This window comes from Pseudomonas sp. KD5 (assembly GCF_012932895.1).
Classification (GTDB): domain Bacteria; phylum Pseudomonadota; class Gammaproteobacteria; order Pseudomonadales; family Pseudomonadaceae; genus Aquipseudomonas.
On record NZ_JDWJ01000018.1, the window covers coordinates 17,002 to 42,572 of the forward strand.

The following is a 25,571-nucleotide window of genomic DNA, read 5'->3' on the forward strand; positions in this document are numbered from 1 at the left end:
CGAGCCTGTTTTTAACGCAGGATTGTCGAGCGCAGTAGTTTCAAACGGTCTGCCCGCCGTGAGCCCGAGTAAAAACAATAACGAGGCGAAAACGATGACCGATGTACGTACACCTGCTGCCGATAATCCCGCTGTAGACCTCACACGCAGTAGCGAAATAACCCACAAAGGCTGGAGTAAACACGACACCACCTGGATGCTTGGCCTCTATGGCACAGCGATTGGCGCCGGCACGCTGTTTTTGCCGATCAACGCCGGCGTGGGTGGTTTCTGGCCGCTGCTGATCCTGGCAGTGCTGGCGTTTCCGATGACATTCTTTGCACACCGCGGCCTGACTCGTTTCGTGTTGTCCGGTCGTTCCGGGGACATCACTGAAGTGGTGGAAGAACACTTCGGCATCGGTGCCGGCAAGCTGATCACGCTGCTGTATTTCTTCGCGATTTTCCCGATTCTGCTGGTGTACAGCGTAGCGCTGACCAATACCCTGAGCAGCCTCATGGAGCACCAGTTGCACATGACGCCACCGCCTCGGGCGATCCTGTCACTGGGGTTGATTCTCGGCCTGATGGCCATCGTCCGTTGTGGTCAGGGCGTCATCGTCAAATGCATGAGTGTGCTGGTTTACCCGTTCGTCGCGGCATTGCTGCTACTGGGCATCAGCCTGATCCCGAACTGGAACGGCGCGTTCTTCGCCACCGCCAGCGAGGGCATGCCGTTGCCGCTGTTCTTCAAGACCTTGTGGCTGGCGATCCCGGTGATGGTGTTCTCGTTCAACCATTCGCCGATCATTTCCGCCTTCGCCGTCGATCAGAAGCAGCGTTACGGCAAGCAAGCCGAACGCAAAAGCAGCGGCATTCTGGCGATCGCTCACGCCATGATGGTCGTCACGGTGATGTTCTTTTGCTTCAGCTGCGTGCTGGCGTTGTCCCCGGCTGATTTGGCCGCGGCGAAGGCGCAGAACATTTCGATCCTGTCGTACCTGGCCAACCACTTCCAGACACCGGTCATCGCTTACGCCGCGCCGCTGATTGCGCTGGTGGCAATCACCAAATCCTTCCTGGGCCATTACATCGGCGCCAGCGAAGGCTTTCAGGGCCTGATCGTGAAAAGCCTGCGTGGCCGTGGTCGAGTCGTCTCTGCCGGCTGGCTGAACCGCCTCACTGCGCTGTTCATGATCCTCAGTTGCTGGGCCGTGGCGACCTTCAACCCGAGCATCCTGGGCATGATCGAAACCCTCGGCGGGCCGATCATCGCCTGCCTGTTGTTCCTGATGCCGATGTACGCCATCCGCCGCGTACCGGCCTTGCGCCAGTACTCGGGCCAGGCCTCCAACGTGTTCGTGGTGTTGGTCGGTCTGATTGCACTGTCTGCGATCATCTATTCATTTATGCCCTGAAACGGGCAGGCAAAAAGAAGGCGGGCCAGAGTGCCCGCCGTTTTTTTGCCGTAAACATTGTCCGACAGTTTTTCCGGCATGCCCCTTGCTATCTCCCTTGTGCGGCACGGAAGAAAGCGCATGAACATGGAAGGCCGGTGGTCTGGTATTGCGAACTAATCCCGATCATGGCCGTCAACAACTGCACGTTCAATCAGGCGGTGACGCATTATGGACAACCCTTTTCAGCTCATTACCGATGCTTTTGCAGCGGATTATCAAATCAACCTGAGCATCCAGGGCCTGGACGGCAGCATCATGCTGACCCTCTCCAACGCTGGCCGCGTGGTGGCCAAACGGATGATCAGCGCCGAACAACGCAATGACCCCAAGCGCCTCAAACGCCTGGTACAAAGCATTCAGTTCGGCATCGCCATCGAACAGGGTGAATGTGCCGTGGCCATCCTCGAAGCCATGACCGACGGCGACAACCGTAAGCTGCCGCCGCCACAGGCCAAAGCCCGGCCCCGACCTGAAATCGGGTTTTAAAGCTCGCCCTTCTCCACTTCGGGATGCTCACCGGAACCCGCACCGATCTTGCGCTGCGGGTGTTCGATCTTCACCGAAGGAAATTGCGACGAGGCGTAACGCACCACCAGAATCGAAAACGCCAGCAGCAGGATCCCGCCGCACAGGTAGATGATCCCCAGGTCCGGCGGATTGTGGTGCGAGACGTTGGAGATCAGCAGCCGTGTCAGCGCGGTGATCGCCACGTAGATCAGGAACCGCACCGGCATATGGTTGGTCTTGAAGTAAATCCCGACCATCGCCCCCAGTTCCAGGTAGATGAACAGCAACAGGATGTCATCGATCTTGATGTGCCCCTGTTCCAGCATCCCGATGAACTCCATGACCGCCGCCCAGGCAGTCACCGCACCGATGGCGAACAGCGCCAGGTAGTGGAAGGTCTCGACGAACAGGTTGCCCAGGGACTCGGCCAGTTGATGCACGTTCTGCCGCAGGTTCTCGGCCCAGTTGATTTTCACGATGATTGTTCCTTAGCTCGGTTCGAGCGGATGATGCGGGTTGGACGTGACGGTTGTTCTGCATGCAGAAAAAAGGCCAGGGGTTGCCTGCCACATGATGGCGAGGTGCTTTAAAACACGCTCCGTGGCGTTTGGTCGCAGGTCAACACCAAACCTGTAGCCGCGAATGGAGCGCCACCGTTCACCTGACAAACCCCGAATCCGGTCTACATTAAAAAGCCACTACCCAAAGCTCAGGGATTCGCTTATCCTTTTAGCTGTATATAGATACAGTAGTCGCAAAGACAACTAAATGTGAAGGCATGTGAGGTGGTGAATGGCCGTCGAAGTGGTATACCGCAGCAGCCGAGATCTGGAGCGCTTGTTCATGGATAAAGCCGAAGCTGACCGTCATGACAAAATGCTCGAACTGGCCGAATTGCTGGCTGAAGTGTTGCAAAAAGCCGTTCCGTCCCTGACCGAACAGCAAGTGGAAGAAGCCGGGATCTACATGGCGAAAAACCGCGATGTGTTCGCCAAGGCGTTCAAGAGCCAGCCGGACGCACTGTCCGAATTGCTCAACGTGCCGGCTGAAGTCGCTAAACCTGTTGAAGTGGCTGCACCTGTTGAAGTGGAGCAAGCTGAGCCGACCAAGCCAGCCAAAGCCGCCAAGACGCCGAAGTAAGCAATGCCCGAATTGAATAGGCCCTGAGTCCAATGGCTCAGGGCCTTTTTCATGCCCGCAGAAAATCAGGCGTCAGGTTGCTCCAGTGCGTCGACCAACGCCTTGAAAAACCGCGCCGCTTCGCCGCCGGTGACCACGCGGTGATCGAAGGTCAGGGACAGCGGCAGGATCGGATGCACCGCCACCGCCCCCTCGACCGCCACCGGTTCATCGCGGATCGCCCCGGCGGCGAGGATCGCCACTTGCGGCGGCACCACCACCGGGTTGGCGTAGCGACCGAACAAGGTGCCGAAATTCGACAGGGTCAGGGTCGCGCCCATCATCTCCTTGGGCGGAATCGAGCGCGCCTGCACATCAGCGCGCAGGCGCATCACACCTTCCTTTAAATCCGCCGACGTGCGATTGCCGACATCGCGCAGCACCGGCACGAACAAACCGTCCGGCGTATCCACGGCGATGCCCAGGTCGAGCCGTTCGTGTTGTTTGAGCGAAAGGGTTTTGCCATCGAAGCCGCTGTTGAGTACCGGCTCCACCGCACAGGCCGCTGCCATGGCTTTGGCCAGACGAATCAGTGGTTCTCGCGCCTGCCCCCAGCGATGCAGATCGGCATCGCCGAAAATCGTTACCGGCACCACTTCGGCATGGGACCTGGCCATGTTCAGCGCCATGCTGCGCCGCACACCGCGCAGCTTCTCACCGCCGAAACGCTCACGTTCCGTCTGGGCCGCATTTTCCACATCGCTGCGGGTGATCTGGCCGTCCTGGCCGGAGCCGATCAAGGCGCTCAATTCAACGCCCAGTTGTCGCGCCAATTGACGCACTGCCGGCGTGGCGCGGTTCGCCAGGTATTCGCGGGTCGATGGAGCGGCGCCGATAAAAAAGGCATCCTCCTGATTCGTGCCGCCGCCCTCAAGCCGTCCGACCACGGTGCCCGCGTCCGCTTCACCTTCGTAACCGAGCAACGGCTCACCCACATGCAGGATGTCGCCCTCGCCGCCGAAGGTTTTCGCCACCACGCCGTCGTAAGGCGCGGGAATGTCCACCAGCGCCTTGGCGGTTTCCACCGACACCAGCAATTGGTCAGCCTTGACGGTATCGCCGATCTTGACGTGCCAGCGGACGATTTCCGCCTCCTGCAAGCCTTCGCCCAGATCCGGCAGTTTGAAATATTTCATCGCAATCTCCTCGGCCTCTGGCGTTTCTTCAAGGGCTTCTTCAGGCGTGGCGCAACACGGTGTCACAGGCGTGAAGAATGTCCTCGACGCCAGGCATGTACAGCGATTCCAGTCGATACAGCGGTGGCGGAATGTCCGGCGCGGTGACTCGCTGGATCGGTGCCTGCAACTGTAGAAACACCCGTTCGTAGAGACTGGCGGCGATTTCCGCGCCGACCCCGCAGGAGCGCGGCGCCTCATGCACGATCACGCAGCGACCGGTCTTGCGCACCGAGGCCTCCATCGTGTCGAGGTCCAACGGTTTGATACTGGCGACATCGATCACTTCCGCCGAGATGCCCTGCTCGGCCAACGCCGTGGCAGCTTGCAGGGTTTCCATCACACTGGCGCCCCAACTGATCAAAGTGATGTCGCTGCCTTCGCGCAGGGTGAAGCAGCTGTCCAGCGGCAAGCGTTTACCGTCATCCAACAACGGTTGCGGGTTCATGCGATAGAGTCGGGTCGGTTCGAGAAAGATCACCGGGTCCGGGTCGTCGATGGCCGCGAGCAACAAACCATAGGCCCGGGCCGGCGAGGACGGGATCACCACCCGCAACCCCGGAATGTGCGCGAACAGTGCTTCGGTGCTTTCGCTGTGATGTTCCGGCGCACGAATCCCGGCGCCCATCGGCGAGCGCAGCACCATCGGGCAAGTGAGCCTCCCGCGCGTGCGATTGCGCATGCGACTGGCGTGGGACACCAGGTGCTCCATGGTGGCGTAGATAAACCCCATGAACTGGATTTCCACCACCGGTTTCAAGCCTTGGGCCGCCATGCCCACTGCCAGCCCGCTGATCATGGTTTCGGCCAGCGGCGAATCGATGACCCGCTTGAAACCAAAGCTGTCGCGCAGGCCCAGCGTGGCGCGAAACACGCCACCGTTCACCCCGACGTCTTCACCGAGGACGATAACGTTCTCGTCCTCGCGCATGGCCCGATGCAACGCCAGATTCACCGCCTCCAGCAGCGTTACCTTACCGTTACTCATGGCCCGAACCTCCCGTCCGGCGCGCCACTCGTTCGAGGAAGTCTTCACGCTGCTCGGCCAAGGCTTGTGGCCACTGGGCGTAGACATGATCGACCACTGATGCCGGCGCCTGCAGGCCCGCCGCTTCGAAGTTATCCACAGCAACCTGCACCAACCCCTGGCATTCGCTGATCAGCGCCTGCTCGCGACTTTCATCCCACACGCCCTGCCCGACCATGAAACGCTGCAGACGTTTGATCGGTTCTTCGAGCCAGGCCTGCTTGACCTCGTCCGCCGAGCGGTAGCGTGTGGCATCGTCGGCCGTGGTGTGATCGCCGAGACGATAGCTCAGGCATTCGAGCAACACCGGGCCTTTGCCGTGGCGCGCCCGTTCGAGGGCCGCTTGCACGCGGTCATACACGGCGAGTATGTCATTGCCGTCGACTTGCTCGCCGTGGAACCCGGCGCCAATGGCTTTCTGCGCCAACGTGGGAGCGCCGCACTGAATGCGCCGCGGTACCGAGATCGCCCATTGGTTGTTGTTGACTATGAACACCACCGGCAACTGCCAGGCGCCAGCGACATTGAGGGCCTCGAGAAAATCACCCTTGCTGGTGCCGCCATCGCCGCAGGTGGTGACGGCGACCCGATGCTCGCCACGGATCTTGAATGCGCTGGCGACGCCACAGGCATGCAAGGCCTGGGTGGCGATCGGCACACAGATCGGGAAATCCTGCGCCACCGCCGGGTCGACAAAGTCGCTGCCACGCTCATCGCCGCCCCAATACAACAGGATTTCTTCCATGCGCACGCCACGCATCAGCTGCACGGCGGTGTCGCGGTAATACGGGATCAGCACGTCTTCGGCGTGCATCAGGCTGCCGACCGCAACGCCAATGGCTTCCTGGCCCAGGGTCGGCGCGTAGGTACCGATGCGCCCGGTGCGTTGCAGGGCGACCGCTTTCTGGTCAAAAAGGCGGGTCAGGACCATCTGCCGATACAGGCGCGTCAACAGATTGAAGTCGTCGGCCCAGGGAGGGAGATCGCAGAGCACCTGGCCGTCAGGGGATAAAAAACGGGTGTAGGGCAGCTCAACCTTGTGAAGCATCACAGGGCTCCTGGCACGCGGGGTCGGCGTGCGATTGTCAGGCCCGACGTTTGTGGCGCAGGGCTTGGGGAGCAAGTTGGCCGGATAAGCACTCACTCCTTTATCGATTCATACTTTTACCGGTACAGCACTTTCTCCGCCAACTCATCCGCGACCCTGGCCGGAGAACGTTTTTCCGCCTGGGCATGGGCGAAGACTTCGGTCAGCCGTGAACTGATTTTCGACAGGTGCGCGGTGATGGTCGTCAGCTCTTCCCCACGGTGTTTGAGCGACACGTAGATCAGTCCGCCGGCGTTGATCACGTAATCCGGCGCATACAGAATGCCCCGGCGTTCCAGCTGATCGGCGACTTCCAGATGGGTCAGTTGGTTGTTTGCCGAACCTGCGACCGCCGAGCAGCGCAGTTGCGTCACGCTGGTCCTGTTAAGCACACCGCCCAAGCCACAAGGCGCGAGAATGTCGCAAGGGGTGCTGAGCAGCGCTTCGTTGGCGATCGGATGAGCGCCCAACTGCTCCATGGCCAGTTGTACTTTGCCGTGATCGATGTCGCTGACCAGCAGCTCGGCGCCAGCCGCGTGCAGCTGTTCGGCCAGGGCATAACCAACATTGCCCAGGCCTTGAACGGCAATGCGCAGCCCTTCCAGATTATCGCTGCCCAAGCGGGCCATGGCGGTGCTGCGAATGCCGGCGAATACGCCCATGGCGGCATGCGGTGCTGGGTCCCCCGCAGCGGTGGTGCTGGTGACGAATTGCGTATGTTGGGCGATGCAGTCCATGTCCGCCACCGAGGTGCCGGCGTCGATGGCGGTGATGTAGCGACCGTCGAGCTGATTGATCCAGCGCCCGAACGCTTCGAATACAGCGGCGCGGTTTTCCACATGGGCCGGGCGAATAATTACCGCAACGCCACCGCCCTGAGCCAGGCCAGCCAGGGCCGCCTTGTAACTCATGCCTTGGGCGAGGCGCACGGCATCCTCGATCGCGGATTCATCGCTGGGGTAGGCAAGGTAACGACATCCGCCCAGGGCAGGTCCCAGGCGGCTGTTATGGATGGCAATCACCGCCTTCAACCCGGTGACCGGATCGACGCTCAGGTGCAGCGATTCAAGGCGAGTGCTTTGCATGAGAGCGAACATCGTAGGGCTCCCGAATCACTTCTTGTAGTCGCCAGTATAGGCTTGCGCACAAAAATTGCAGAAGCGCACAGGAATAAGCAGCGCCGCTTTAAAGGTTTTCGGACATAACCTGTTACGGCCTGTGTTCAGCACTGGACGAAAGCCTGCGACGGGGCTAAAACGAGGCATTCCCCGGAGATTTTGATGACCCCGCGCCAACGCTTTTTCGACTGTTTGCAACGATCACCGCCCGCGCTGTTCGAAGCGGCGCTGTGGATCGCCGCCGAACACGATAAAGAGCTGAACCCCGAAACTGTGCTGGCGGACTTCAAGGACCTGCAACAACGGGTCAGCTACGGATTACCGATGCTGCCGGTAAATGAGTTGGCGCAACCGTTGTTGCGGCGCATGAATGACCTGGGGTTCGCCCAGGACGACTTCACGCCCTTGCGCCCGCAAGTGGCATTGCTCCATAAAGTGCTGGAGCGCCGGCGCGGCCAGCCGCTGGCGCTGGCCCTGATTGCACTGGAGCTGGCCAGAAGACTGGAGATTCCCATGGTCGGGGTCAACTTCCCCGGGCATTTCCTGCTGCGGGTGCAAGGCGCCGATCACCTGCTCGACCCGTGCGGCGGGCGCCGGTTGTACCCCAACGATTGTCGTGAACTGCTGCAACGCCAGTACGGCCCGAACATACCGCTCAGCGCCGAGCATTTGCAGACTGCGGAACCTGCGCAGATGCTGCAACGGCTGTCACGCAACCTGCGCCAGTTGTACCTCACGAACGATGACTACATCGACGCCCTGATCGACGCCGAGCGCGTGCTGGAGCTGGGCAACGCCAACGCCTCCGACTACCTGGCCCGGGCCAGCCTCTATCAACGGCTGGATTGCCCGAATGCCGAGCGTTTTGACCTGGAACACGCGCTGCTGCTCTGCGACGACCCGATCCAGCGGATTCGCCTGACCGAACGGTTGGGGCACTTGCCGCCCAACGCCATCGTCCACTGATCCCACAGGGGTCAATGTGAAGCCATCAAGGGGTATCGGGCTGGTTGGCCGGATGCGCCTTGATGAACGCCGGATGCTGCGCCGCCAACGCCGCCACTCGACGAATTCGCGGATAAGCGTCCAGTGAAATATTGAACCGCTCGGCCGCATACAGCTGCGGGATCAAATAAACGTCCGCCAGCCCCGGTTGATCGCCGAAGCAATAACCGGCGTCACCGATCAATTGCTCCACCGTCGCCAACCCTTGGCTGATCCAGTGACCGATCCACTCGACCACTTGCGGCTCATCGTGCCCCAACTGCCGCAGCTTATTGAGCACGCTGACGTTGTGCAGCGGGTGAACGTCGCAGCCGATCACCGCCGCCACGCCACGCTCGTGGGCGCGGGCGGCGAGGTCTTTGGACAGCAGCGGCACCTGTGGATAACGTTCCTCCAGGTACTCGATGATCGCCGGTGACTGAATCAGCAATTCACCTTCGTCAGTGCGCAAGGCCGGCACCCGGCCTTGCGGGTTGATGCCCAGATACGCCGGTTGCCGATGTTCGCCCCCCTGCGGCGCGATCAGGTTGATCGGCAGTGCCTGGTAATCCAGCCCCTTCAACGCCAGCGCAATGCGCACCCGGAAAGACGAGGTCGAACGGTAATAGGTATAGAGTTCCATGGGTCGATCCTCTTAGCGCGCCGGCAGCACTTTGCCGCGGCATTCGCCGAAACCGATGGAGGCAAAACCTTCGCGGCTGCAACGCGCGCGCAGAATGATTTCGTCGCCATCCTCGAGGAATTTACGCACCTCGCCCGAGGCCAGTTCGATCGGTTTTTTACCGCCCTCGGTGATTTCCAGCAGGCTGCCGAACTGACCGCTTTCAGGGCCGGACAACGTGCCCGAACCGAACAGGTCGCCGGCCTGCAACTGGCAGCCATTGGCGCTGTGATGCGCCACCATTTGCGCAACGGTCCAGTACATGTGTTGGGTATTGCTGAGGGTCAGGCGATGGGCCGGCAGATTCTGTTCGCGCATCGATTCGGTCAGCAGCAGCACTTCGAGTTCGATGTCGAAGGCACCGGCGGCCTGATCACGTTTATCGAACAGGTAAGGCAGCGGCTGCGGGTCGCCTTCAGGGCGCGCCGGCTGCGCACGACGGAACGGCTCCAGCGCTTCGGCCGTCACCACCCACGGCGAAATGCTGGTAATGAAACTCTTGGACAGGAACGGCCCCAGCGGCTGGTATTCCCAGGCCTGGATATCGCGCGCCGACCAGTCGTTGAGCAGGCAGAAACCGGCGATGTGATCGGCGGCGTCACCGATGGCGATCGAGTCGCCCATGGCATTGCCCGGACCGATCCAGATACCCAGTTCCAGTTCGTAATCCAGGCGTGCGCACGGGCCAAACGTCGGCTCGGTCTGGCCGGCCGGCAGGGTCTGGCCTTTCGGACGCCGCACGTCGGTGCCGGACGGGCGAATGGTCGAGGCGCGGCCGTGGTAACCAATCGGCACGTACTTGTAGTTCGGCAGCAACGGGTTGTCCGGGCGGAACAGTTTGCCGACATTCTGCGCGTGCTCGATGCCGACGTAGAAGTCGGTGTAGTCGTTGATCTTCGCCGGCAGGTGCATCTGGCAATCCGCCGCCAGTGGCAGCAATTTTGCGCCTTGGGCTTCGATCTTGCCATGCAGGGTGCTGCCTTCTTTAAACAACTCGATCAAGCGTTCACGCAGGGCGACGCGTGCCTCGCGACCCAGCTCGAAAAACGCATTCAGCTGGCCGCCACGGGTGGCTTCGACGGCGGTCCGCGCGGCACCGTCGTCGAACAGCCCGGCATCGAGTGCCGCTCCCAGATCAAAGATATGGTCGCCGATCGCCACGCCACTGCGCGGCGCGCCGCCCTTCACGCTGAACACGCCCAGCGGCAGGTTTTGCAGCGGGAAATCCGCGTGGCCGTTGGCGGAGGCAACCCAGCTACGAGTAATGGAAGTCTGAGTCATGGGTTATCTCCGGGTCGGGTCGAAAGTGGCGGGCAACGAGGCCCAGCAGGCGTCGTAATCGTTTTGCAGCTGTGGGCAATCCAGGGCGAACCGGCTCGGGCGCAGCACCTGGCTGGTCTCAAACATGAAAGCCATGGTGTTGTCGATTTTAGCCGGCGCCAGTTCAGCGTTGATCGCCTTGGTGCAGGTCTCGCCATCGGGGCCGTGAGCACTCATGCAGCTATGCAACGAGGCGCCGCCCGGCACGAAACCTTCGGCCTTGGCATCGTACTCGCCCTTGATCAGACCCATGTATTCGTTCATCAGGTTGCGGTGGAACCACGGCGGACGGAAGGTTTTCTCGGCCACCATCCAGCGTGGCGGGAAGATCACAAAGTCGAGGTTGGCCAGACCGTGCACGCTGGTCGGCGAGGTCAGGACGGTGAAAATCGACGGATCCGGGTGATCGAAACTCACCGTGCCAATGGTGTTGAAGCGACGCAGGTCATATTTGTACGGCACGTTATTGCCGTGCCAGGCGACCACGTTCAGCGGCGAATGATCGAGCTCGCAGCCCCACAACTGGCCGAGGAATTTCTGCACCAGGGTGGTCGGTTGCTTGAGGTTTTCGTAATGCGCCACCGGGGTCAGGAAGTCGCGGGGGTTGGCCAGACCGTTGCTGCCGATCGGCCCCAGGTCCGGCAGGCGCAGTGGCGCACCGTGGTTTTCGGCCACGTAGCCCCGCGCTTGCGGGTCGAGCAGTTCGATGCGGAATTTCAGCCCGCGAGGCAGCACGGCGATTTCCAGCGGCTCCAGTTCCAGCACGCCCAGTTCGGTGGCGATGCGCAGGCGGCCCAGTTCCGGTACCAGCAGCAGTTCGCCGTCGGCGTTGAAGAACACCCGCTCCATGGAACGGTTGGCGCGGTAGTTATAGATGCTGATCCCGGCCGGTTTATCCGCGCCCGAATTGGCGACCATGCTCACCAGCCCGTCGATGAAATCGGTGGGCTCGGTCGGAATGTCCAAGGGGTTCCAGCGCAGGCGATTGGGGGTCACTTCACCCAACGGACCACCGGCCAGTTGCCGATCCAGTTTGACGAATGCCGGGTGATTGGCCGACGGCTGAATGCGGTACATCCAGGTCCGGCGTGCTTCGCTGCGGGCCATGGTGAACGCAGTGCCGGAGAACAGCTCGGTGTACAGGCCGTAAGGAGCTTTTTGCGGGGAGTTCTGGCCGACAGGCAGTGCGCCGGGCAACGCTTCGCTGCTGAATTCGTTGCCAAAGCCTGACTGATAAGCCAGCGCTGGCGCCGTTGAATCGAGGTTCATGGAGCCTCCTGAACGGGAGTAGGCAATGGCCAGTTGCTCTGCGATGAGGTCTTGGCACGCCCGGGTTATTTTTATCGTAATTCAATTACGCATAACGTAATTTGATTGGTATTGACCGTCAAGCTATAAAGACGCCCATTCGTCCCGGGATCACACCGCCTCCATGACCAGCGAAAGCAACGGTAAACAGAAAGTCCGCTCGGCCGAAGTCGGCACCGACATCCTCAAGGCCCTCGCCGAGCTGTCGCCCTCGACCTCGTTGTCGCGCTTGGCCGAACACGTGCAGATGCCGGCGAGCAAGGTTCACCGTTATCTACAGGCGTTGATCGCCAGCGGTTTTGCCGAGCAGAACGCGGCCACCAACCATTACGGCCTCGGTCGTGAAGCGCTTAGGGTCGGCCTGGCTGCCCTGAACAGTATGGACGTGCTGAAAGTCGGCGCCCTGCCCTTGGCCGAACTGCGCGACGATCTGAACGAAACCTGTTTTTTGGCGGTGTGGGGTAATCAGGGCGCGACGGTGGTGCACATCGAGCCGGCGGTGCGAGCGGTGACGGTGGTCACGCAATTGGGCTCGGTGTTGCCGTTGCTCAGTTCGTCGACAGGGCTGGTGTTCAGTGCCTACCTGCCACATCGGGAAACCGATGAATTGCGCGAACAGGAAATCACTGTCGATGCCCATCCCCTGGCCGACGAAAAAGCCTATGCCACCCTATGCGAACAGATCCGCGAACGCGGTTTGCATCATGTGCACGGTTTGCTGATGCCCGGCGTGGATGCGTTGTCGGCTCCGGTGTTCAACGCTGTCGGCCAGGTGGCGGCAGTGATGACTATCGTCGGCCCAACCTCGTTGTTCCACGCTGACGAAAACGGCCCGGCGGCACAGCGCTTGCTGGCGGCGACCCGGGCCGTGAGTTGGCGGATGGGGTATCAACCACCTGCCCTGGATGATTGATCGTTATCAGAAGCCGAACCCATACAAAGAAAACCCAACACTAACCGAGCATCCCCAACAACTTTGCCTGAGCAACCGCCTGAGTTCTTCGCTCCACCCCCAACTTCACATTAATTCTCCGCGCATGGGTTTTAACGGTGTGCAATGAAATAAATAGAAGATCGGCAATCTGTTGATTGGAATTACCCTGCGCCACTAACTTCAATACTTCTATTTCACGCAGACTCAATTGACTTTGTGGGAAGGTCTCCCCATTCAAAGGGGTTCCCGTTGTGGCAAGACGGATTGCGCCAAGTAATTCAGGCTGGCGTAGTTGCAAATCGCACAAGACTTGTTGGAGGTTGCAGCGCTCAACCAGGGCCAATCCGTCCTGCAACGACTGCTGAGCAGAAGGGTCGTCGGTCAACCAGGCCACTTCGGCCATGACCAAATGCAACTGTGCTTGTAGTCGCGACATGCCTCGCTGTCGCGCCCATTGCAACTGGGCCTCGAGCCGGGCTAACGGCGCTTGGGCCAGTCCTAGATGAACCTCGGCCAGTATCAACAGGTATTCCAGAACCGGTATCAGCTCTAGTGTCGCTGGCGGTGCCTGCCGCACGGGGGAGCCATGATAATGACGGAGCACCCGACTCAAGGCTTCGCAGGCCAACTCGGGGCGCCCCTGCTGCAACCAGATATGGCTGCTGATTTGCAGCAGTACACCCCGATAAACCGTTTCGGGAATCTGCCGCTGCTGCATCAATCGTTCGGCGTCGCGCAGATGAACAAACGCCGCCGCATAATCTCGATGATTGGCCGCCAGTTGCGCCAGACCGAGAAACCCATACAGCACGCGCTTGTCATGGTTGTGCAAGCAATCGTCCAGCCCCGTCTGAAAGAGTTCGGCGGCGTGTTCGTCTGCCCCCAGACTCATGGCCAGCCGCCCACGACGCAACGCAATTCGTCCCAGCAAGGGAGCAGGTCGGTCCGAACGCTGACTGAGCAGTTCATTGATGTCACACAGCAGGCTTTCGGCCCGTAACGCCGCGCCCCGTTGCTCCAGCAACTGCGCATGATCGAGTTCCATCAAGCCCTCGAACACCAGCGAACCTTGCGCCCGCGCCAGGCACAAGGCCTCACGGTTATGGGCTTGTGCGACGTCGAGTTCGCCCCTTAACAACGCCTGTTGCGTCAGCCCCGACAAACACATCAACCGCGCCGTCCAACAGTCGGGATCGAGTGCGCTCAACGCGTCAAGAAAGTGCGCGCGAGAAGGCTCCATGCGCCCCTGCAAATGCAGTAGCCAACCCTGCAGGGACTGCCAGCGGGCAATCAATCGACGCTGAAGCACGGCCGAGGGTTGCGGCGTGAAATGCGCCAAACGAGCGATGCAGGTGGTCGCCTGTTCGAAACGTCCGGCGAACAACAAGGCGGCGGTAATCAATCCGACCAACTGCGGACTGCCCAGTGTCAGTTCCTCGCCTTGCTGCTCGTGCAAACGCAACAACAGCACCACCGTCTGCTCCTCGAACAACTGCTCGAAACTGAAGTGCTGCAACAGGCTGACCGCCACTTCGTATTCCTCGGCGAGCAATGCTTGTTCGAAGGCTGATTTCCAGTCCTGCTCGGCGCAGAACCACTGGCAGGCCCGCCGATGCCAGGAGCGTCCGGCCGGCCATTGCTCATCGCGCAGCAATTGGGTGAACGGGGTGAACACCTGCAGCCAGTCGGTGGAGTCGCGCCAGGGTTCGATAAAACAACCCAGTGCTTGCAAGGTCCTCAGGTACTGCGCGCCCTCCCCGGCCCCAAACAGGTGATCACACAGTCGGGCATTGAAGCGTGGCAAGTGGGCCAGCACGCGCCAGGCCTCGCTCAACTCAGGCGTCAGCGAGCTGAACAACTCGTGCTCCAGATAATCGAGCAAGGTGTCCGCCCGTCCCTGGAGGTTGTCCTGACGCGACCAGTCGCACTTCTGCAACAGCGCGATCCGCACACCGGCACACCAGCCGCCGGTGCGCTGGATGACCCGACTGGCCACCTTGTTGGCCTGATCCGGCACCCAGGGACGCAACAGCTGCTCCACTTCACCTGAAGTAAAAGCCAGCGAAGCGCTCTCGCATTCGTACAATTCATCATCAAGCAACAGCCGTGGCCAGTTGCATTGCGGCCGGCGACGAGTGCCGAGCCACCAGGTCAGCATCGGGCTGCTGATCGCCAACATACGATCCAGCAACGAGTCCAGCTCCGGGTTCGGCAGACGGCAGTAGTCATCGAGGAACAGCCAGGTCGGCGTCTGCAATCGCGCCAGATTGCTCAGCAATTCGGTTTCACCCGACGAGGTTAACCCCAGCACCTGTGCCAGACGATGACGAAAATCGGCCGCGCTCGACACCACGCCAGACAAGGGCAGCCAATGCACCCGGCACTGGGATGGCGCCCGCAACAGGCACTCGGCGAGCAGCGCACTCTTGCCGCTGCCGGCGGGGGCGCAGAGTAATTTCACCCGGGCCGTTGAGGTCAGTAGCGGCTCGGTCAAGCGAGCCCGCGACAGGTGATGAGAGGACAGGCGGGGCAGGAATCCAGAACGGTCCAGACACGGGGTCATGGCGGTCATTGCAGCGTGCCTTTTTATAATTGTCCGACAACCCTAACCCTCTCCAACCCGCTTGTTGAGAGGTATTCAGCGCGCTGATTGGCGCCCATAAAAAAGGCGACCCACCGGTCGCCTTTTGTGATGCCAATGTATCAAAACCCTTACCGAACGCCCTCGGCGCGCAGAGCCGACGGTGTGTAATCGGCAGCCTTGGCGTCAAAGCCAAATATGAAACTGTGCTTCTCTTCGTTCTTCATTCCCAGGGCAATGTATCGGCCAGCGATGATGTCGTAGAGCGCCTCGAGGGTGTAGGCCGGAGTCTGGTGATCGTAGTAGTACTGGGCGTGACCTTCGGCCACTCGCCACAGTTGGCCGCGACCGTCGTAGTGGTCCACCAGCGCCACTTGCCAGCTGTCTTCGTCGAGGTACATGTGGCGTTTGGCGTAGATGTGCCGCTCACTCGGCTTGACCGTGCCGACCACTTCCCAGACCCGGTGCAACTCGTAGCGGGTCAGGTCCTGGTTGATGTGCCCGGCTTTCACCACGTCATCGTACTTGAGGCTCGGCGAATCTAGTTTGTAGCTGTTGTAGGGAATGTACATTTCCTTTTTGCCGATCAGTTTCCAGTCGTAGCGATCTGGCGCACCGGAGAACATGTCGAAGTTGTCCGAAGTCCGCAGGCCGTCGGCGGCGGTGCCCGGTCCGTCGTAGGCCACTTGCGGTGCACGACGCACACGACGTTGACCGGCGTTGTAGATCCACGCCAGTCGCGGCTCTTTCACCTGATCGAGGGTTTCGTGCACCAGCAATACGTTACCCGCCAGCCGCGCCGGCGCGGTCACCGACTGTTTGAAGAAGGTCAGCACGTTGGCGGCTTTGTCCGGGTCCAGGTCCTTCATCAGTTGCGGTACGGCGATCTCTTCCTCGAAGCGAATCGGCGTGTAGCTGCCGTTGGTCTGCGGGGTCACCTGGGTGATGATCCGTCGCAGATTACCACCGTGGTAACGGGTGATGTGGTTCCACAGCACCTCGACGCCATTCTTCGGAATCGGGAACGCGTAATAGCGATTGCCGGTGAAATTGGCCAGACCGTTACCGTCGTTGATGCTGGTCACGTTCAGCGCGCTGCGCTTGGCCGACTCGTAGATTTCCGGCGGCACGGCCACAGTACGATGGGTTGGGTAGACCGGAATCTTGTAGGTTTCCGGGTAGCGCTTGAACATCGCCACCTGACCGTCCGAAAGCTTGTCCTTGTACTTGTCGACCGTTGCGGCGGTGATGGTGAACAGCGGTTTTTCACTGGCGAACGGGTCAGCCAGGAAGCCTTTGCTGTCGACCGCGCCAGCGTTTTTCGGGATGCCACCGGTCCAGGCCGGGATCGAACCATCGGCGTTGCCGGCCTTCTCGGCGCCCAGCGGCGTGAGGGTGGTGCCGAGCTTACTGGCCTCTTCCGGCGAGACCGCAGCCATCACGTTGGCAGCCAACAGACTCAGTGCCAGGGCGCCGCATTGCAGAATCATCTTGCGCATTAACATCATCCTTCTCAGCCAGATCAGAAGTTCACGCCGAAGCTCAGCGCCAGGAAGTCGCGGTCGGTCAGGGTGTTGTAATTCCCGCCGAAAAAGTCGGTGTAACTCAAGCTTGCGGTATAGGTGTTGCGGTAGTCGGCATCGACACCGACGCTGACCGCTTTGGCGCCTTCGTTGAACAGCCCGTTGGGGCCGTAGCCGGCGACGTCATGGGACCAGGACAGGTTGGGTTTGAGGTTGATCCCGCCAATCACGTTGGCATAATCGAGGATCGCCCGGGCGCGATAGCCCCAGGAGGTCGCGGTGACGAAGCCGTCGGTATCGCCACCGAAACCGTACTGGCCGTAGACCGAATCACGGCCGTAACGCAGCTTGCTTCGCGGCTCCAGACCACCGACATGGACCATCGCCGCCTCACCGACCAGGGTCAGCCGTTGGGCGCCCAGCACTTGATCGAAGAAGTGCGTCAGGGTGCTTTGCACCTGGGTCACTTCCTTGCGGCGGTAACCGGTATTGTCGGCGCCAGGCCGGGTCGCAACAGGCGATGCCGCGCCGCCGGCGATCGGGTTGAGCAACGCCAGGGTCAGGTCGTTGGTGTTGACCTGCACCGGAGCGTTAGGCCGGTAGCTGATTTCGCCGGTCCAGGCAGTGCCGGTGGGCAACGTGGTGGAGAAACTCGCACCGTACAGGCGAATGTCCTCCGGGTATTCGAGGTAGTACTGGCCGCGCCCGAGCATCACGCTTTGCGCCAGGCCCGAACCGCTGCCCGGGGCCAGACGGTTGGCAGTGCTGACCATGCCCGGCAGGCTGGCCAATGTGGACAGCCCGGCGGTGGTGGTGCCGACGGTCGGTGTGCGACTGTGGTAGTTCATGAAGTAGAGGCCATATTCGGTGTCGTCACCGAGCCAGCGCAAAGCCGCGCCCCACTGCCCCGAATCCCGTGCATCGCGGTCACCACCACGGGGCACGATCACGCCCTCACGGGTGACCTGGATAGGTTGGCCAAAGGCTGCCGCCAGCGGTGCCAGCGGAGCAATCGCCGGGCTGCCGACGGTGTAGTTATTGTTGCAACCGTCCGCCACCACGTCGTTACCGAAGAAGGTGCCACAGTTGTCGAGAACCGTCTGATCCCACTCCAGTTGGTAGAAACCTTCCACCGTGAGTTGATCGGTCAAGCCCTGGGAAGCGAACAGCATGTTGACCGGAATCAGGCCTTCCTTGATCTCCGCGCCGGGACGCCGGAACGCCGAAACGTCGACCGGGTTGATGCTGTTGATCGAGTTGCCGATGAAAGTGCTTTCACCCCAGCTGACCACCTGTTTACCGGCACGCACGGTGCCCGGCAGATCGGCGATGGAATAGTTGTGATAGACGAAGGCATCGAGAATCTGCGCGCCCGAAGACTTGGCGCCTTCCTTGCGACCGCTGTCGCTGATCTGCTTGAACTCGCGGTCTTCGTCTTTGAGCTCGAAGTCGTACCAGTACTTGCCACGGACGAACACGCCCGTGTCGCCGTACTTCAACTCGAGGTCGTGGATGCCCTTGAAGATCTTGGAGAAGGTTTCGCCTTTCTTGAAGTTCAGGCGTCCGTCATCACCGGTCGAGGATTGGCCGGTCCCGCCATTGACGGTACCCACCAGCGACTTGTCGGCATCGCGCATGCCCCAGCTCGCGCCGACGGACAACGAGGAATCGAACTGCCCCTCGATTTCGCCGATGTTGAATGAAACAGCCTGCGCCTGGGCACAGCAGCCCAAGGCCACCGCAGCGGCCAGCGCTTGCGGCTTGAAGATGGCGCGCATTGTTGTTTTTGTCATGCGTCTTCCCCGGTGAGTGACAGAAGACCCCACCCTACTGCCGCTCGCCGGGAGCGATAAGCGCACCAAGGAGGTATTCGCGATGTACCTCCAAAGGATGAAGGCCCGCATGAGGCGGGGTTTTGCGCGGGGTATGGATGGGCTGGATGGAGGGTTATCAGTGCAGTGCATGGGACATGATTGAAGTTGGATGTGTAACAGCTGGCGCAGCTAACGGCAGCTGTTACAAAAGGTCAGCCGAAGACTGTTGCCAAGACTGTAACAGTGCATGTCTGAAATCGCTATTTTTCCTTTGCGATCAATACCTTATTCTTGCCTGGCTTTCACGGAAAACGGCCCGAAAGCACAAAGCAATGGGGATGATAGACCACCCCCATTGGCGACAGAATCCAGATGATTTGAAGCGTATTTTTCGACTCATCGCCCTGTGTTCACTGACGTTGATTTGTAGCTCCTGGATCCACGTCTTACTTTGGCCGCTGCGTTTGCAGCGGCCTTTTTTATGGGCGAAAGGTTTTCAGGCAGGAAGCAATCGGGAGGAGATGACGGGGCTCAGGCAAGCCCCGCCAGATGTCGCGCAAATCAGCTCAGAGGGAATGCTTCTGCAAGTTCTCCATCATTTCCTTCAGCGCCTCAATGTTGTCCTTCGGATGCGCCGCGCCTTCGAAATCGCAGATCTGCTGCCAATGCGCCGCCACATCCTCCGGCGAGAAGCCGACCCGCGGATCGAACCCGGCACCCAGGCTGCGCTCCCAGCGCACCTTGCCCATCCAGCCACCACCGACCTCGAACAGACCCGACGTTTCCTGGCAATGCTCGCTGGCCAGGTACACCACCAACGGGCTGACCAGTTCCGGTTTGAGTTGCTCGAATACTTGCGGCGGGATCAGGCCTTCGGTCATGCGGGTGCCACCCGTGGGGGCGATGGCGTTGACCAGGATGTTGTTCTTGCGGCCCTCGATGGCCAGTGTGCGGGTCAGGCCGTAGAGGCCGAGCTTGGCCATGCCGTAGTTGGACTGGCCGAAGTTGCCATAGATGCCCGAGGTCGACGCGGTGAAGATCACGCGGCCATAGTTTTGCTCACGCATGTGTGGCCAGGCGGCGCGAGTGACCTTGTAGGCGCCTTCGACGTGAACGCGGTAAACCAGGTCCCAATCGCTGTCGTCCATTTTGTGAAAGGTCTTGTCCCGCAGGATGCCGGCGTTGTTCACCACGACATCGATACGACCGAACGTATCGAGGGCGTGCTGGACGATTTTGTCACCGTCGGTGACGGAGTCATGGTTTGCCTCGGCAATACCGCCCGCCTCACGAATTTCCGCCACCACCCGATCGGCCGCCGACGCATTGGCGCCTTCACCCTGAGCCGAGCCGCCGAGATCATTGACCAGCACTTTGGCGCCCTGTTTGGCGAACAGCAATGCATGCGCTCGCCCCAAGCCGCCGCCCGCACCGGTGACGATCACGACTTTATCTTCGAAGCGCACAGACTCATTCATGGGGAACTCCAGCAGGCCAGGGGACAATGGGAGCGAGTGTCAGGCACGGGGCTGCCGGTCACAATGAACACGGGGGCGGCTGAATGGTGCGCGATAAGGCAGCGGGATAGTCAGGAACACGCCAACTTGAGCGGCGGTGAAATCAACTGATCGCGAAATTCCAGATAGTGCTTGAGCACCTGTGCCGGCGCTTCGATCTGTGGGTAATGGCCGATCTCGGACAGCAGGACAGTGTCCGGGGCGGGAATCAGTTGCCGATAGCGCGCCACCATGTGCGCACCGGAAACCGGATCAACCTCACCATCGATAACGCGCAGCGGCACCTCGCCACGCTGCATGGCGCTGACCCAACGCTCACGCTGGACCCGCCGCTGCGGGATATAACCGATCAATTTATGCATGATCCGCTGCCCGTGATTGCTATCGACCAGGCTCCAGAAATCATCCAGCTCACTTTCGGTGGGCCGGGTCTGCGGACCGAAAATCTGCTTGAAATTCTTCACCAGAGCGTCACGGGTAAAAGCTAGCCCGATCATCCAGCCCAAGGGGCTTAGCAGGAGTTTTTGCATCAACACCGGGCGATGGGTTTCGGGAAACAACCCGCCATTGAGGAACACGCAACTGGCGATATGAGCGCGCGCTTCGTAATGCCGGGCCAAGAGTTCCTGGGCCACGCTGTCGCCATAATCGTGTGCCAACACGTGAACGGGTTGCTCGACGTTCAAGTGCGCCAATAACGCTTGTTGCAGATCGGCCTGCTCCAGCAGGCTGTAGTTGTGGTTCACCGGTTTGGCCGAATCGCCGAAGCCAAGCATGTCGCAGGCAATTACCCGATAGCGCTGCGCCAGCGGCTGCCACAGGTAATGCCAGTCCCAACTGGCGGTCGGGAAGCCATGGATCAGCAACAGCGGTTCGCCCTGCCCCGCTGCCCAATAGCGGATGGTCTGACCGCGGAAGACGAACGTCTGGCCGCGTTTACGCCAGACACACAGAGGAATTTCGGCGAGTGCCATTTAGAGTTTATAACCCGGGTCTTGTTTATCGAGTTTGCGCAGCAGCGCCGGCCAGGCCAGCGCGCCACCCATCCCTTGAGCACTTTTGGTGACGCCGGCGATCATCGCCTTGGCGCCCGCCAGAATCTGCGGTTCGATGGCGATCAGCTCCGCGCTACCGTTCTGCGCCAGCACCTGAATCTCGCAGGCGCGCTGAAAGGTAAACATCATCAGGAACGTGTCGGCGATGGTGCCGCCACAGGTCAGCAGACCGTGGTTGTGCAGCATCAGAAAATTGTTTTCACCCAGGTCGGCTTGCAGCCGCGCCTTCTCCTCATGGTTCAGTGCCACGCCTTCATAGGCGTGATAAGCCAAGCTGGACAGGACGAACAATGACTGCTGACTGATCGGCAAAATGCCCTGTTTCTGCGCCGATACCGCCACGCCCGCCGCCGTGTGGGTATGCAGTACACACACGACGTCATGCCGGACTTCATGCACCGCGCTGTGGATGGTGTAACCCGCCGGGTTGATCTCGTAGGGGCTGTCCATCAATTTGTTGCCGGCCTGATCGACCTTGACCAGGCTCGACGCGGTGATTTCATGGAACATCATCCCGAACGGGTTGATCAGGAAGTCTTCAGTGCCTGGCACCTTGGCTGAAATGTGCGTGAAGATCAGATCGTCCCAGCCGTGGAGGGCGACCAGGCGATAACAGGCCGCCAGGTCAACGCGGGTCTGCCATTCGGCGGCACTGACTTTATCCTGGAGACTGTGTGGCGACTGGATGGGGGTTACGCTCACGGCAAGGATCTCTTTTTATTGTTCTGGGTTCTTAATGTTCACTGACGTTACAGCAGTCTAGTCAGCCCCCGGAGATCGGCTAGTTGCATTGGCAGCCAGCTTGGTGGCCGAGCGAGTCAGTGCGCGGGGGAGCCTGGATCCATGTCAGAACACTGCCGCCAATAAAAGCCGGTCAGCCCCGCAGAGCGCTGACCAGATCCGCCAGCCAAGGCTCGGCGTCGGTTTCCGGCGTTACGGTTTCACTGGCGTCCAGACGCAACATCGGCAGCACTTCACGCACGCCCAGTTCGCCGAACAATTCACGCATTTGCTCACCGCCACCGCAGAACGTATCGCCGTAACTCGAGTCGCCCAACCCGATAACGGCACCCGGCAAGCCACGCCAGGCGGCGGGCAATTGATCGCGAATCGTCGAATACAACGGTTGCAGGTTGTCCGGCAACTCACCCATGCCGGTGGTCGAAGTCACCGCCAGAAATGCTTCCGGGCCAAAGGCCTGGACATCGGCAAGTGTCGCGCGCGGGTTGTGCCAGGTTTCAAAACCGGCGGCGTTCAATAGACTTGCGGCGTGGCGGGCGACTTCTTCAGCCGTGCCGTACACCGAGCCGGAAAGAATGGCGACTTTCATCAATCTGATCCTGAAGCTGAGTAAAAGGCCAAGATATTAACAGCACAGCCCTCATTGATCTTTTAGAATGCAGCGTACCCATCAATACGCAAAGGACTCTGCGATGATCAATGCCTCACTGCTGCAAATGGTGATCGAGGCGTCCAACGACGGCATCGTGATTGCCGAAAAGGAAGGCGAACAGGACAACATCCTGATTTACGTAAACCCGGCGTTCGAACGCCTGACGGGCTATACCAGCGAAGAAATCCTCTACCAGGATTGCCGTTTTTTGCAGGCAGGAGACCGGGATCAGCCCGCCCTCGCATTGATTCGCCAGGCATTGGGCAATGGCGGTTCCTGCCGGGAAATTCTCAGGAATTACCGCAAGGACGGCACCCCGTTCTGGAACGAACTGTCGCTTTCCACGGTAAAAAACCCGCACGACGGACAAACCTATTTTGTCGGGGTGCAGAAAGACGTCACGGTTCAGGTCAAGGCACAGCAGCGAGTTGCACAGCTGGAAGCGCAATTGGCCGAGGTACAGGCAGAACTTGCTGATCTCAAGTCGACGAACGGATCAAACCAATCTGAGAATTAGTGGTCATTTACTACAATCACCGATGACTTTGTAATTATTTCTTTCGAGCAAATCATGCAGCGCGACGCACTCCTGACCCAGGATGAGCTGGACTTTATCCAGACCATGCAACACAACCCGCAACTCAATGTGCGGGATGCGACGTCGAGTTTGCTGGTCAACGGCGGCTCGCAGATCCGTGATTTGCTCACACGCCTGGCCGCCCATGAGCAAGTCACCATCCAGGCCACTTTCGAAAATCAGCAAATGACCTTCCCGCTGCACCTGGTGGAAGATGAGTTTCACGCAATGCATCTACGCCTCGGTGTCCCCAGCATTTATGAAGACGGGCCAATGATTCGGCCATGGCGCCTGGCGCTCGAAGAGCCAGTGGCGCTGGAAAATGCCAAGGGGCAACCCGGCACGATGTGGGTGCACGAAATATCGTTCAAAGGGGTTTTGCTGGAAGTTCGCAACAAGACCAAGGCGCCAAAGCACTTCGCGCTGTGGTTCAGCCCGTCAGGCTATGAACGGATTGCGTTGCGCGGCACCCTGGAGCGTGAGACCGAGCAAGGTTTCTACGCCTACGAGTTGAGCCAGAGTGACAAGGACGAAACCGAGCGTCTGCGTCAGTACATCCTTCAGCAACATCGCCTGACCCATCCTGCTTTGCATATTTGAATCTCAGGTATCCAGGTTTCCCGCCAGGAACTGTTTCAGACGCTGGCGCATCACCCCCCCCTCGTTTCCAAGGCAACCGACCGACGACCCGGCCAGACTCTCTTGCGCCAGGTCGGACGCATCCCCGGCCAGAAACAGCTGACATTCCAGCCCCATGGCCAGACGGTTCAAACGTCGAGGCAGTTCGGCAGTCGGCGCGTGATTGGAAATCAACACCAGCGCCCTGGGCTTGATCTTCTCACAGACCAGGATCAACTCGTCGAAGGGCTGCCCGATCGCCAACAACTGAATAGCCGAATCGATGCTGCTCAGATAGAGCGCCGTGACCAACACTTCGAGTTCACGACAGTGGTCGGCCAAGGCGCAGACAATCACTCGTCGCGGCTGCATGACACGCACCAGCAGCAAGCGTTGCAATACTCGAGAACGCAGAAAGCCATCCAGAAAAAGCCACTCGCTGGTCTGACCGAACGCATCATGGCGTTGCAGCAATTGCTTCCAGATCGGAATCAGGATGTCCTGGAACACAACCGTCAGCGGATAACTGGAAAAAATCTGACCGTAGATGTGTTCCAGCTGAACTTCGTCAAAAACACTCACCGCCGCCTTGACCTGCTGCTGCCATTGGCCGTAGTCGGCTTGAACGAGCTCGTCGGGAATGATCCGCTCCAGCACCTGGAGCGGTTCGGTCTTGGCCAGTATCTTGCCAACCTTGCTGACCGCGACACCACGCTCGATCCAGCCAAGGATGCTGCGAACGCGCTCGATATCGATCATTGAATACAAACGGTGCCCGCTTTCGGTGCGGGTGGGCTGTATCAGCCCGTAGCGTCGCTCCCAGGCTCGAAGCGTAACCGGGTTGACCCCTGTCATGCGCGCGACCTCACGAATCGGGAACAGCTCTTCTCGAATCAGGGAGATACCAGAGGACAAGCCAGGCGTAACGTCGGTCAGCACAGGCATCTTTGGATTTACGTCCATGCAAAATATTGGATCCCATTCTAACTCTCCTGCCCCGGCAGTATTCAACACGCCGTTGATTTAATTAGCACTGACGTCCAAGACACAATCAGGAATAATCCTTGCTTGTCCCAAGACGCAGCCCACTACCCCGGCGCTGTGTCTGGCGAAGCTCTTATCCGGAGCGACGCGTTTGCCCTACGGAGATACACAATGTCTACTTCCCCCGTCACGCTGATGGTTGCGCGTCGCGTCGCCGATGGGCGTTATCAGGATCTGATGGCCTGGTTGCGCGAAGGCGAACAACTGGCCACCGACTTCCCCGGCTATCTCGGTTCTGGCGTGCTCGCTCCGCCGCCCGAGGATGACGAATTCCAGATTATTTTCCGCTTCGCCGACGAGCAGACGCTGCACGCCTGGGAGCATTCCGCCTCGCGTACCGCTTGGCTGGGACGCGGCAGCAATCTGTTCGCCCATCCTTCGGAGCATCGGGTCAGTGGCATCGATGGCTGGTTCGGTGCAGCAGGGCAACGCCCGCCACGCTGGAAGCAGGCCGTGGCGATCTGGCTGGCGTTCTTTCCAGTGTCCCTGCTGTTCAACTTTGTACTGGGACCGCTATTGGCCGAAACAGGATTACTGGCCCGGGTGTTCGTCAGCACCCTGTGCCTGACGCCGCTGATGGTCTATTTCTTCATTCCATTGTCGACCCATCTGTTGGCCGGCTGGCTGAACACCGCACCGCAACAACCGTTGCCCGCAACGCCTACTACCCAAAATCAGTAACGCTTGCAG

General features: G+C 60.0%; 23 protein-coding genes and 1 pseudogene. 8 read left to right on the top strand and 16 right to left on the bottom strand.

Annotated elements, in window-relative coordinates:
• Positions 1-94 precede the first annotated feature (94 nt).
• Both AF70_RS27830 and AF70_RS27835 read left to right on the top strand, forming a co-directional pair.
• A complete protein-coding gene (locus tag AF70_RS27830; RefSeq protein WP_019581132.1) occupies positions 95-1,396 on the top strand; it encodes a serine/threonine transporter in 1,302 nt (433 codons plus the stop codon).
• A 210-nt stretch (positions 1,397-1,606) separates the two neighbouring features.
• Entirely contained in the window at positions 1,607-1,924 is a 318-nt protein-coding gene (locus AF70_RS27835) for a DUF3509 domain-containing protein (protein WP_019581133.1), read from the top strand.
• Here the strand turns inward: AF70_RS27835 and AF70_RS27840 are convergent.
• Positions 1,921-2,421, bottom strand: coding sequence for a phosphate-starvation-inducible protein PsiE (locus AF70_RS27840; protein WP_018927152.1), 501 nt, complete (start codon positions 2,419-2,421; stop codon positions 1,921-1,923). The genes AF70_RS27835 and AF70_RS27840 overlap by 4 nt on opposite strands.
• A 316-nt stretch (positions 2,422-2,737) precedes the next feature.
• Between AF70_RS27840 and AF70_RS27845 the strand changes: the two are divergent.
• Positions 2,738-2,977: pseudogene (locus AF70_RS27845) on the top strand (YebG family protein); the annotation flags it as partial.
• 173 nt (positions 2,978-3,150) lie between these two features.
• Here AF70_RS27845 and AF70_RS27850 read toward each other — a convergent pair.
• The 4 genes from AF70_RS27850 to AF70_RS27865 form a co-directional block, all read right to left on the bottom strand.
• A complete protein-coding gene (locus tag AF70_RS27850) occupies positions 3,151-4,260 on the bottom strand; it encodes a dihydrolipoamide acetyltransferase family protein (RefSeq protein WP_028940314.1) in 1,110 nt (369 codons plus the stop codon).
• 40 nt (positions 4,261-4,300) lie between these two features.
• Positions 4,301-5,287 carry an alpha-ketoacid dehydrogenase subunit beta gene (locus tag AF70_RS27855; protein WP_028940313.1) on the bottom strand — a complete coding sequence of 329 codons (987 nt, stop codon included), beginning with the start codon at positions 5,285-5,287 and terminating at the stop codon, positions 4,301-4,303.
• A complete protein-coding gene (gene pdhA, locus AF70_RS27860; RefSeq protein WP_028940312.1) occupies positions 5,280-6,374 on the bottom strand; it encodes a pyruvate dehydrogenase (acetyl-transferring) E1 component subunit alpha in 1,095 nt (364 codons plus the stop codon). The genes AF70_RS27855 and pdhA overlap by 8 nt, the downstream gene beginning before the upstream one ends.
• Positions 6,375-6,490: 116 nt before the next feature.
• On the bottom strand, positions 6,491-7,510 hold the full coding sequence (locus tag AF70_RS27865; RefSeq protein ID WP_018927157.1) for a Glu/Leu/Phe/Val dehydrogenase dimerization domain-containing protein: 1,020 nt from the start codon (positions 7,508-7,510) through the stop codon (positions 6,491-6,493).
• A 183-nt stretch (positions 7,511-7,693) separates the two neighbouring features.
• On the opposite strand from AF70_RS27865, the gene AF70_RS27870 reads away from it, so the two are divergent.
• On the top strand, positions 7,694-8,497 hold the full coding sequence (locus AF70_RS27870) for a SirB1 family protein (protein ID WP_019581137.1): 804 nt from the start codon (positions 7,694-7,696) through the stop codon (positions 8,495-8,497).
• Between the two features lie 25 nt (positions 8,498-8,522).
• Here the strand turns inward: AF70_RS27870 and maiA are convergent, their stop codons facing one another.
• Genes maiA through hmgA form a run of 3 tightly spaced genes read right to left on the bottom strand, consistent with a single transcriptional unit; the run spans position 8,523 to position 11,786 of the window.
• Positions 8,523-9,158: a maleylacetoacetate isomerase gene (gene maiA / locus AF70_RS27875; protein ID WP_019581138.1), complete on the bottom strand. Its 636-nt coding sequence runs from the start codon at positions 9,156-9,158 to the stop codon at positions 8,523-8,525.
• Between the two features lie 12 nt (positions 9,159-9,170).
• Positions 9,171-10,478, bottom strand: a complete 1,308-nt coding sequence (fahA, locus tag AF70_RS27880) for a fumarylacetoacetase (RefSeq protein ID WP_028940311.1) — start codon at positions 10,476-10,478, stop codon at positions 9,171-9,173.
• Between the two features lie 3 nt (positions 10,479-10,481).
• Complete coding sequence (gene hmgA / locus AF70_RS27885; protein ID WP_028940310.1) at positions 10,482-11,786, bottom strand: homogentisate 1,2-dioxygenase; 1,305 nt, start codon at positions 11,784-11,786, stop codon at positions 10,482-10,484.
• A gap of 163 nt (positions 11,787-11,949) precedes the next feature.
• Between hmgA and AF70_RS27890 the strand changes: the two genes are divergently transcribed.
• Positions 11,950-12,738: an IclR family transcriptional regulator gene (locus AF70_RS27890; RefSeq protein WP_019581141.1), complete on the top strand. Its 789-nt coding sequence runs from the start codon at positions 11,950-11,952 to the stop codon at positions 12,736-12,738.
• A gap of 40 nt (positions 12,739-12,778) precedes the next feature.
• On the opposite strand, the gene AF70_RS27895 is transcribed toward AF70_RS27890, so the two are convergent.
• The 7 genes from AF70_RS27895 to AF70_RS27925 all read right to left on the bottom strand — a co-directional run bounded on the left by AF70_RS27895 (position 12,779) and on the right by AF70_RS27925 (position 22,579).
• The gene (locus AF70_RS27895) at positions 12,779-15,331 is read right to left on the bottom strand and encodes a LuxR C-terminal-related transcriptional regulator (RefSeq protein ID WP_028940309.1); all 2,553 of its coding nucleotides are present in this window, start codon (positions 15,329-15,331) and stop codon (positions 12,779-12,781) included.
• A 140-nt stretch (positions 15,332-15,471) separates the two neighbouring features.
• On the bottom strand, positions 15,472-16,839 hold the full coding sequence (locus AF70_RS27900) for a DUF1329 domain-containing protein (RefSeq protein WP_019581143.1): 1,368 nt from the start codon (positions 16,837-16,839) through the stop codon (positions 15,472-15,474).
• A 23-nt stretch (positions 16,840-16,862) separates the two neighbouring features.
• Positions 16,863-18,656, bottom strand: coding sequence for a DUF1302 domain-containing protein (locus AF70_RS27905; RefSeq protein ID WP_028940308.1), 1,794 nt, complete (start codon positions 18,654-18,656; stop codon positions 16,863-16,865).
• Positions 18,657-19,243: 587 nt separating this feature from the next.
• A complete protein-coding gene (locus tag AF70_RS27910) occupies positions 19,244-20,155 on the bottom strand; it encodes an SDR family oxidoreductase (RefSeq protein ID WP_028940307.1) in 912 nt (303 codons plus the stop codon).
• 110 nt (positions 20,156-20,265) lie between these two features.
• The gene (locus AF70_RS27915) at positions 20,266-21,168 is read right to left on the bottom strand and encodes an alpha/beta fold hydrolase (protein ID WP_019581147.1); all 903 of its coding nucleotides are present in this window, start codon (positions 21,166-21,168) and stop codon (positions 20,266-20,268) included.
• Positions 21,169-21,951, bottom strand: a complete 783-nt coding sequence (locus tag AF70_RS27920; RefSeq protein WP_028940306.1) for a class II aldolase/adducin family protein — start codon at positions 21,949-21,951, stop codon at positions 21,169-21,171.
• Positions 21,952-22,123: 172 nt separating this feature from the next.
• Positions 22,124-22,579, bottom strand: coding sequence for a flavodoxin (locus tag AF70_RS27925; RefSeq protein WP_019581148.1), 456 nt, complete (start codon positions 22,577-22,579; stop codon positions 22,124-22,126).
• Positions 22,580-22,682: 103 nt separating this feature from the next.
• Here AF70_RS27925 and AF70_RS27930 point away from each other — a divergent pair, with 103 nt between their 5' ends.
• Both AF70_RS27930 and AF70_RS27935 read left to right on the top strand, forming a co-directional pair.
• Positions 22,683-23,159, top strand: coding sequence for a PAS domain-containing protein (locus tag AF70_RS27930; protein WP_019581149.1), 477 nt, complete (start codon positions 22,683-22,685; stop codon positions 23,157-23,159).
• Positions 23,160-23,213: 54 nt separating this feature from the next.
• Positions 23,214-23,819: a hypothetical protein gene (locus AF70_RS27935; protein WP_018927173.1), complete on the top strand. Its 606-nt coding sequence runs from the start codon at positions 23,214-23,216 to the stop codon at positions 23,817-23,819.
• Positions 23,820-23,822: 3 nt separating this feature from the next.
• Here the strand turns inward: AF70_RS27935 and AF70_RS27940 are convergent, their stop codons facing one another.
• The gene (locus AF70_RS27940) at positions 23,823-24,782 is read right to left on the bottom strand and encodes a MerR family transcriptional regulator (protein WP_028940305.1); all 960 of its coding nucleotides are present in this window, start codon (positions 24,780-24,782) and stop codon (positions 23,823-23,825) included.
• A gap of 210 nt (positions 24,783-24,992) precedes the next feature.
• On the opposite strand from AF70_RS27940, the gene AF70_RS27945 reads away from it, so the two are divergent.
• Entirely contained in the window at positions 24,993-25,562 is a 570-nt protein-coding gene (locus AF70_RS27945; protein WP_019581151.1) for an antibiotic biosynthesis monooxygenase, read from the top strand.
• Positions 25,563-25,571: the final 9 nt, after the last annotated feature.

Bases quoted from the DNA above. Each gene is read 5' to 3' on its own strand.
- AF70_RS27930 (WP_019581149.1), top strand. From the start codon at position 22,683: ATGATCAATGCCTCACTGCTGCAAATGGTGATCGAGGCGTCCAACGAC.
- hmgA (WP_028940310.1), bottom strand. From the start codon at position 11,786: ATGAACCTCGATTCAACGGCGCCAGCGCTGGCTTATCAGTCAGGCTTT.
- AF70_RS27855 (WP_028940313.1), bottom strand. From the start codon at position 5,287: ATGAGTAACGGTAAGGTAACGCTGCTGGAGGCGGTGAATCTGGCGTTG.
- AF70_RS27895 (WP_028940309.1), bottom strand. From the start codon at position 15,331: ATGACCGCCATGACCCCGTGTCTGGACCGTTCTGGATTCCTGCCCCGC.
- AF70_RS27850 (WP_028940314.1), bottom strand. From the start codon at position 4,260: ATGAAATATTTCAAACTGCCGGATCTGGGCGAAGGCTTGCAGGAGGCG.
- AF70_RS27905 (WP_028940308.1), bottom strand. From the start codon at position 18,656: ATGACAAAAACAACAATGCGCGCCATCTTCAAGCCGCAAGCGCTGGCC.
- AF70_RS27935 (WP_018927173.1), top strand. From the start codon at position 23,214: ATGCAGCGCGACGCACTCCTGACCCAGGATGAGCTGGACTTTATCCAG.
- AF70_RS27915 (WP_019581147.1), bottom strand. From the start codon at position 21,168: ATGGCACTCGCCGAAATTCCTCTGTGTGTCTGGCGTAAACGCGGCCAG.
- AF70_RS27900 (WP_019581143.1), bottom strand. From the start codon at position 16,839: ATGCGCAAGATGATTCTGCAATGCGGCGCCCTGGCACTGAGTCTGTTG.
- pdhA (WP_028940312.1), bottom strand. From the start codon at position 6,374: ATGCTTCACAAGGTTGAGCTGCCCTACACCCGTTTTTTATCCCCTGAC.
- AF70_RS27925 (WP_019581148.1), bottom strand. From the start codon at position 22,579: ATGAAAGTCGCCATTCTTTCCGGCTCGGTGTACGGCACGGCTGAAGAA.
- AF70_RS27865 (WP_018927157.1), bottom strand. From the start codon at position 7,510: ATGTTCGCTCTCATGCAAAGCACTCGCCTTGAATCGCTGCACCTGAGC.
- AF70_RS27835 (WP_019581133.1), top strand. From the start codon at position 1,607: ATGGACAACCCTTTTCAGCTCATTACCGATGCTTTTGCAGCGGATTAT.
- AF70_RS27945 (WP_019581151.1), top strand. From the start codon at position 24,993: ATGTCTACTTCCCCCGTCACGCTGATGGTTGCGCGTCGCGTCGCCGAT.
- AF70_RS27830 (WP_019581132.1), top strand. From the start codon at position 95: ATGACCGATGTACGTACACCTGCTGCCGATAATCCCGCTGTAGACCTC.
- AF70_RS27910 (WP_028940307.1), bottom strand. From the start codon at position 20,155: ATGAATGAGTCTGTGCGCTTCGAAGATAAAGTCGTGATCGTCACCGGT.
- AF70_RS27870 (WP_019581137.1), top strand. From the start codon at position 7,694: ATGACCCCGCGCCAACGCTTTTTCGACTGTTTGCAACGATCACCGCCC.
- maiA (WP_019581138.1), bottom strand. From the start codon at position 9,158: ATGGAACTCTATACCTATTACCGTTCGACCTCGTCTTTCCGGGTGCGC.
- fahA (WP_028940311.1), bottom strand. From the start codon at position 10,478: ATGACTCAGACTTCCATTACTCGTAGCTGGGTTGCCTCCGCCAACGGC.
- AF70_RS27940 (WP_028940305.1), bottom strand. From the start codon at position 24,782: ATGCCTGTGCTGACCGACGTTACGCCTGGCTTGTCCTCTGGTATCTCC.
- AF70_RS27890 (WP_019581141.1), top strand. From the start codon at position 11,950: ATGACCAGCGAAAGCAACGGTAAACAGAAAGTCCGCTCGGCCGAAGTC.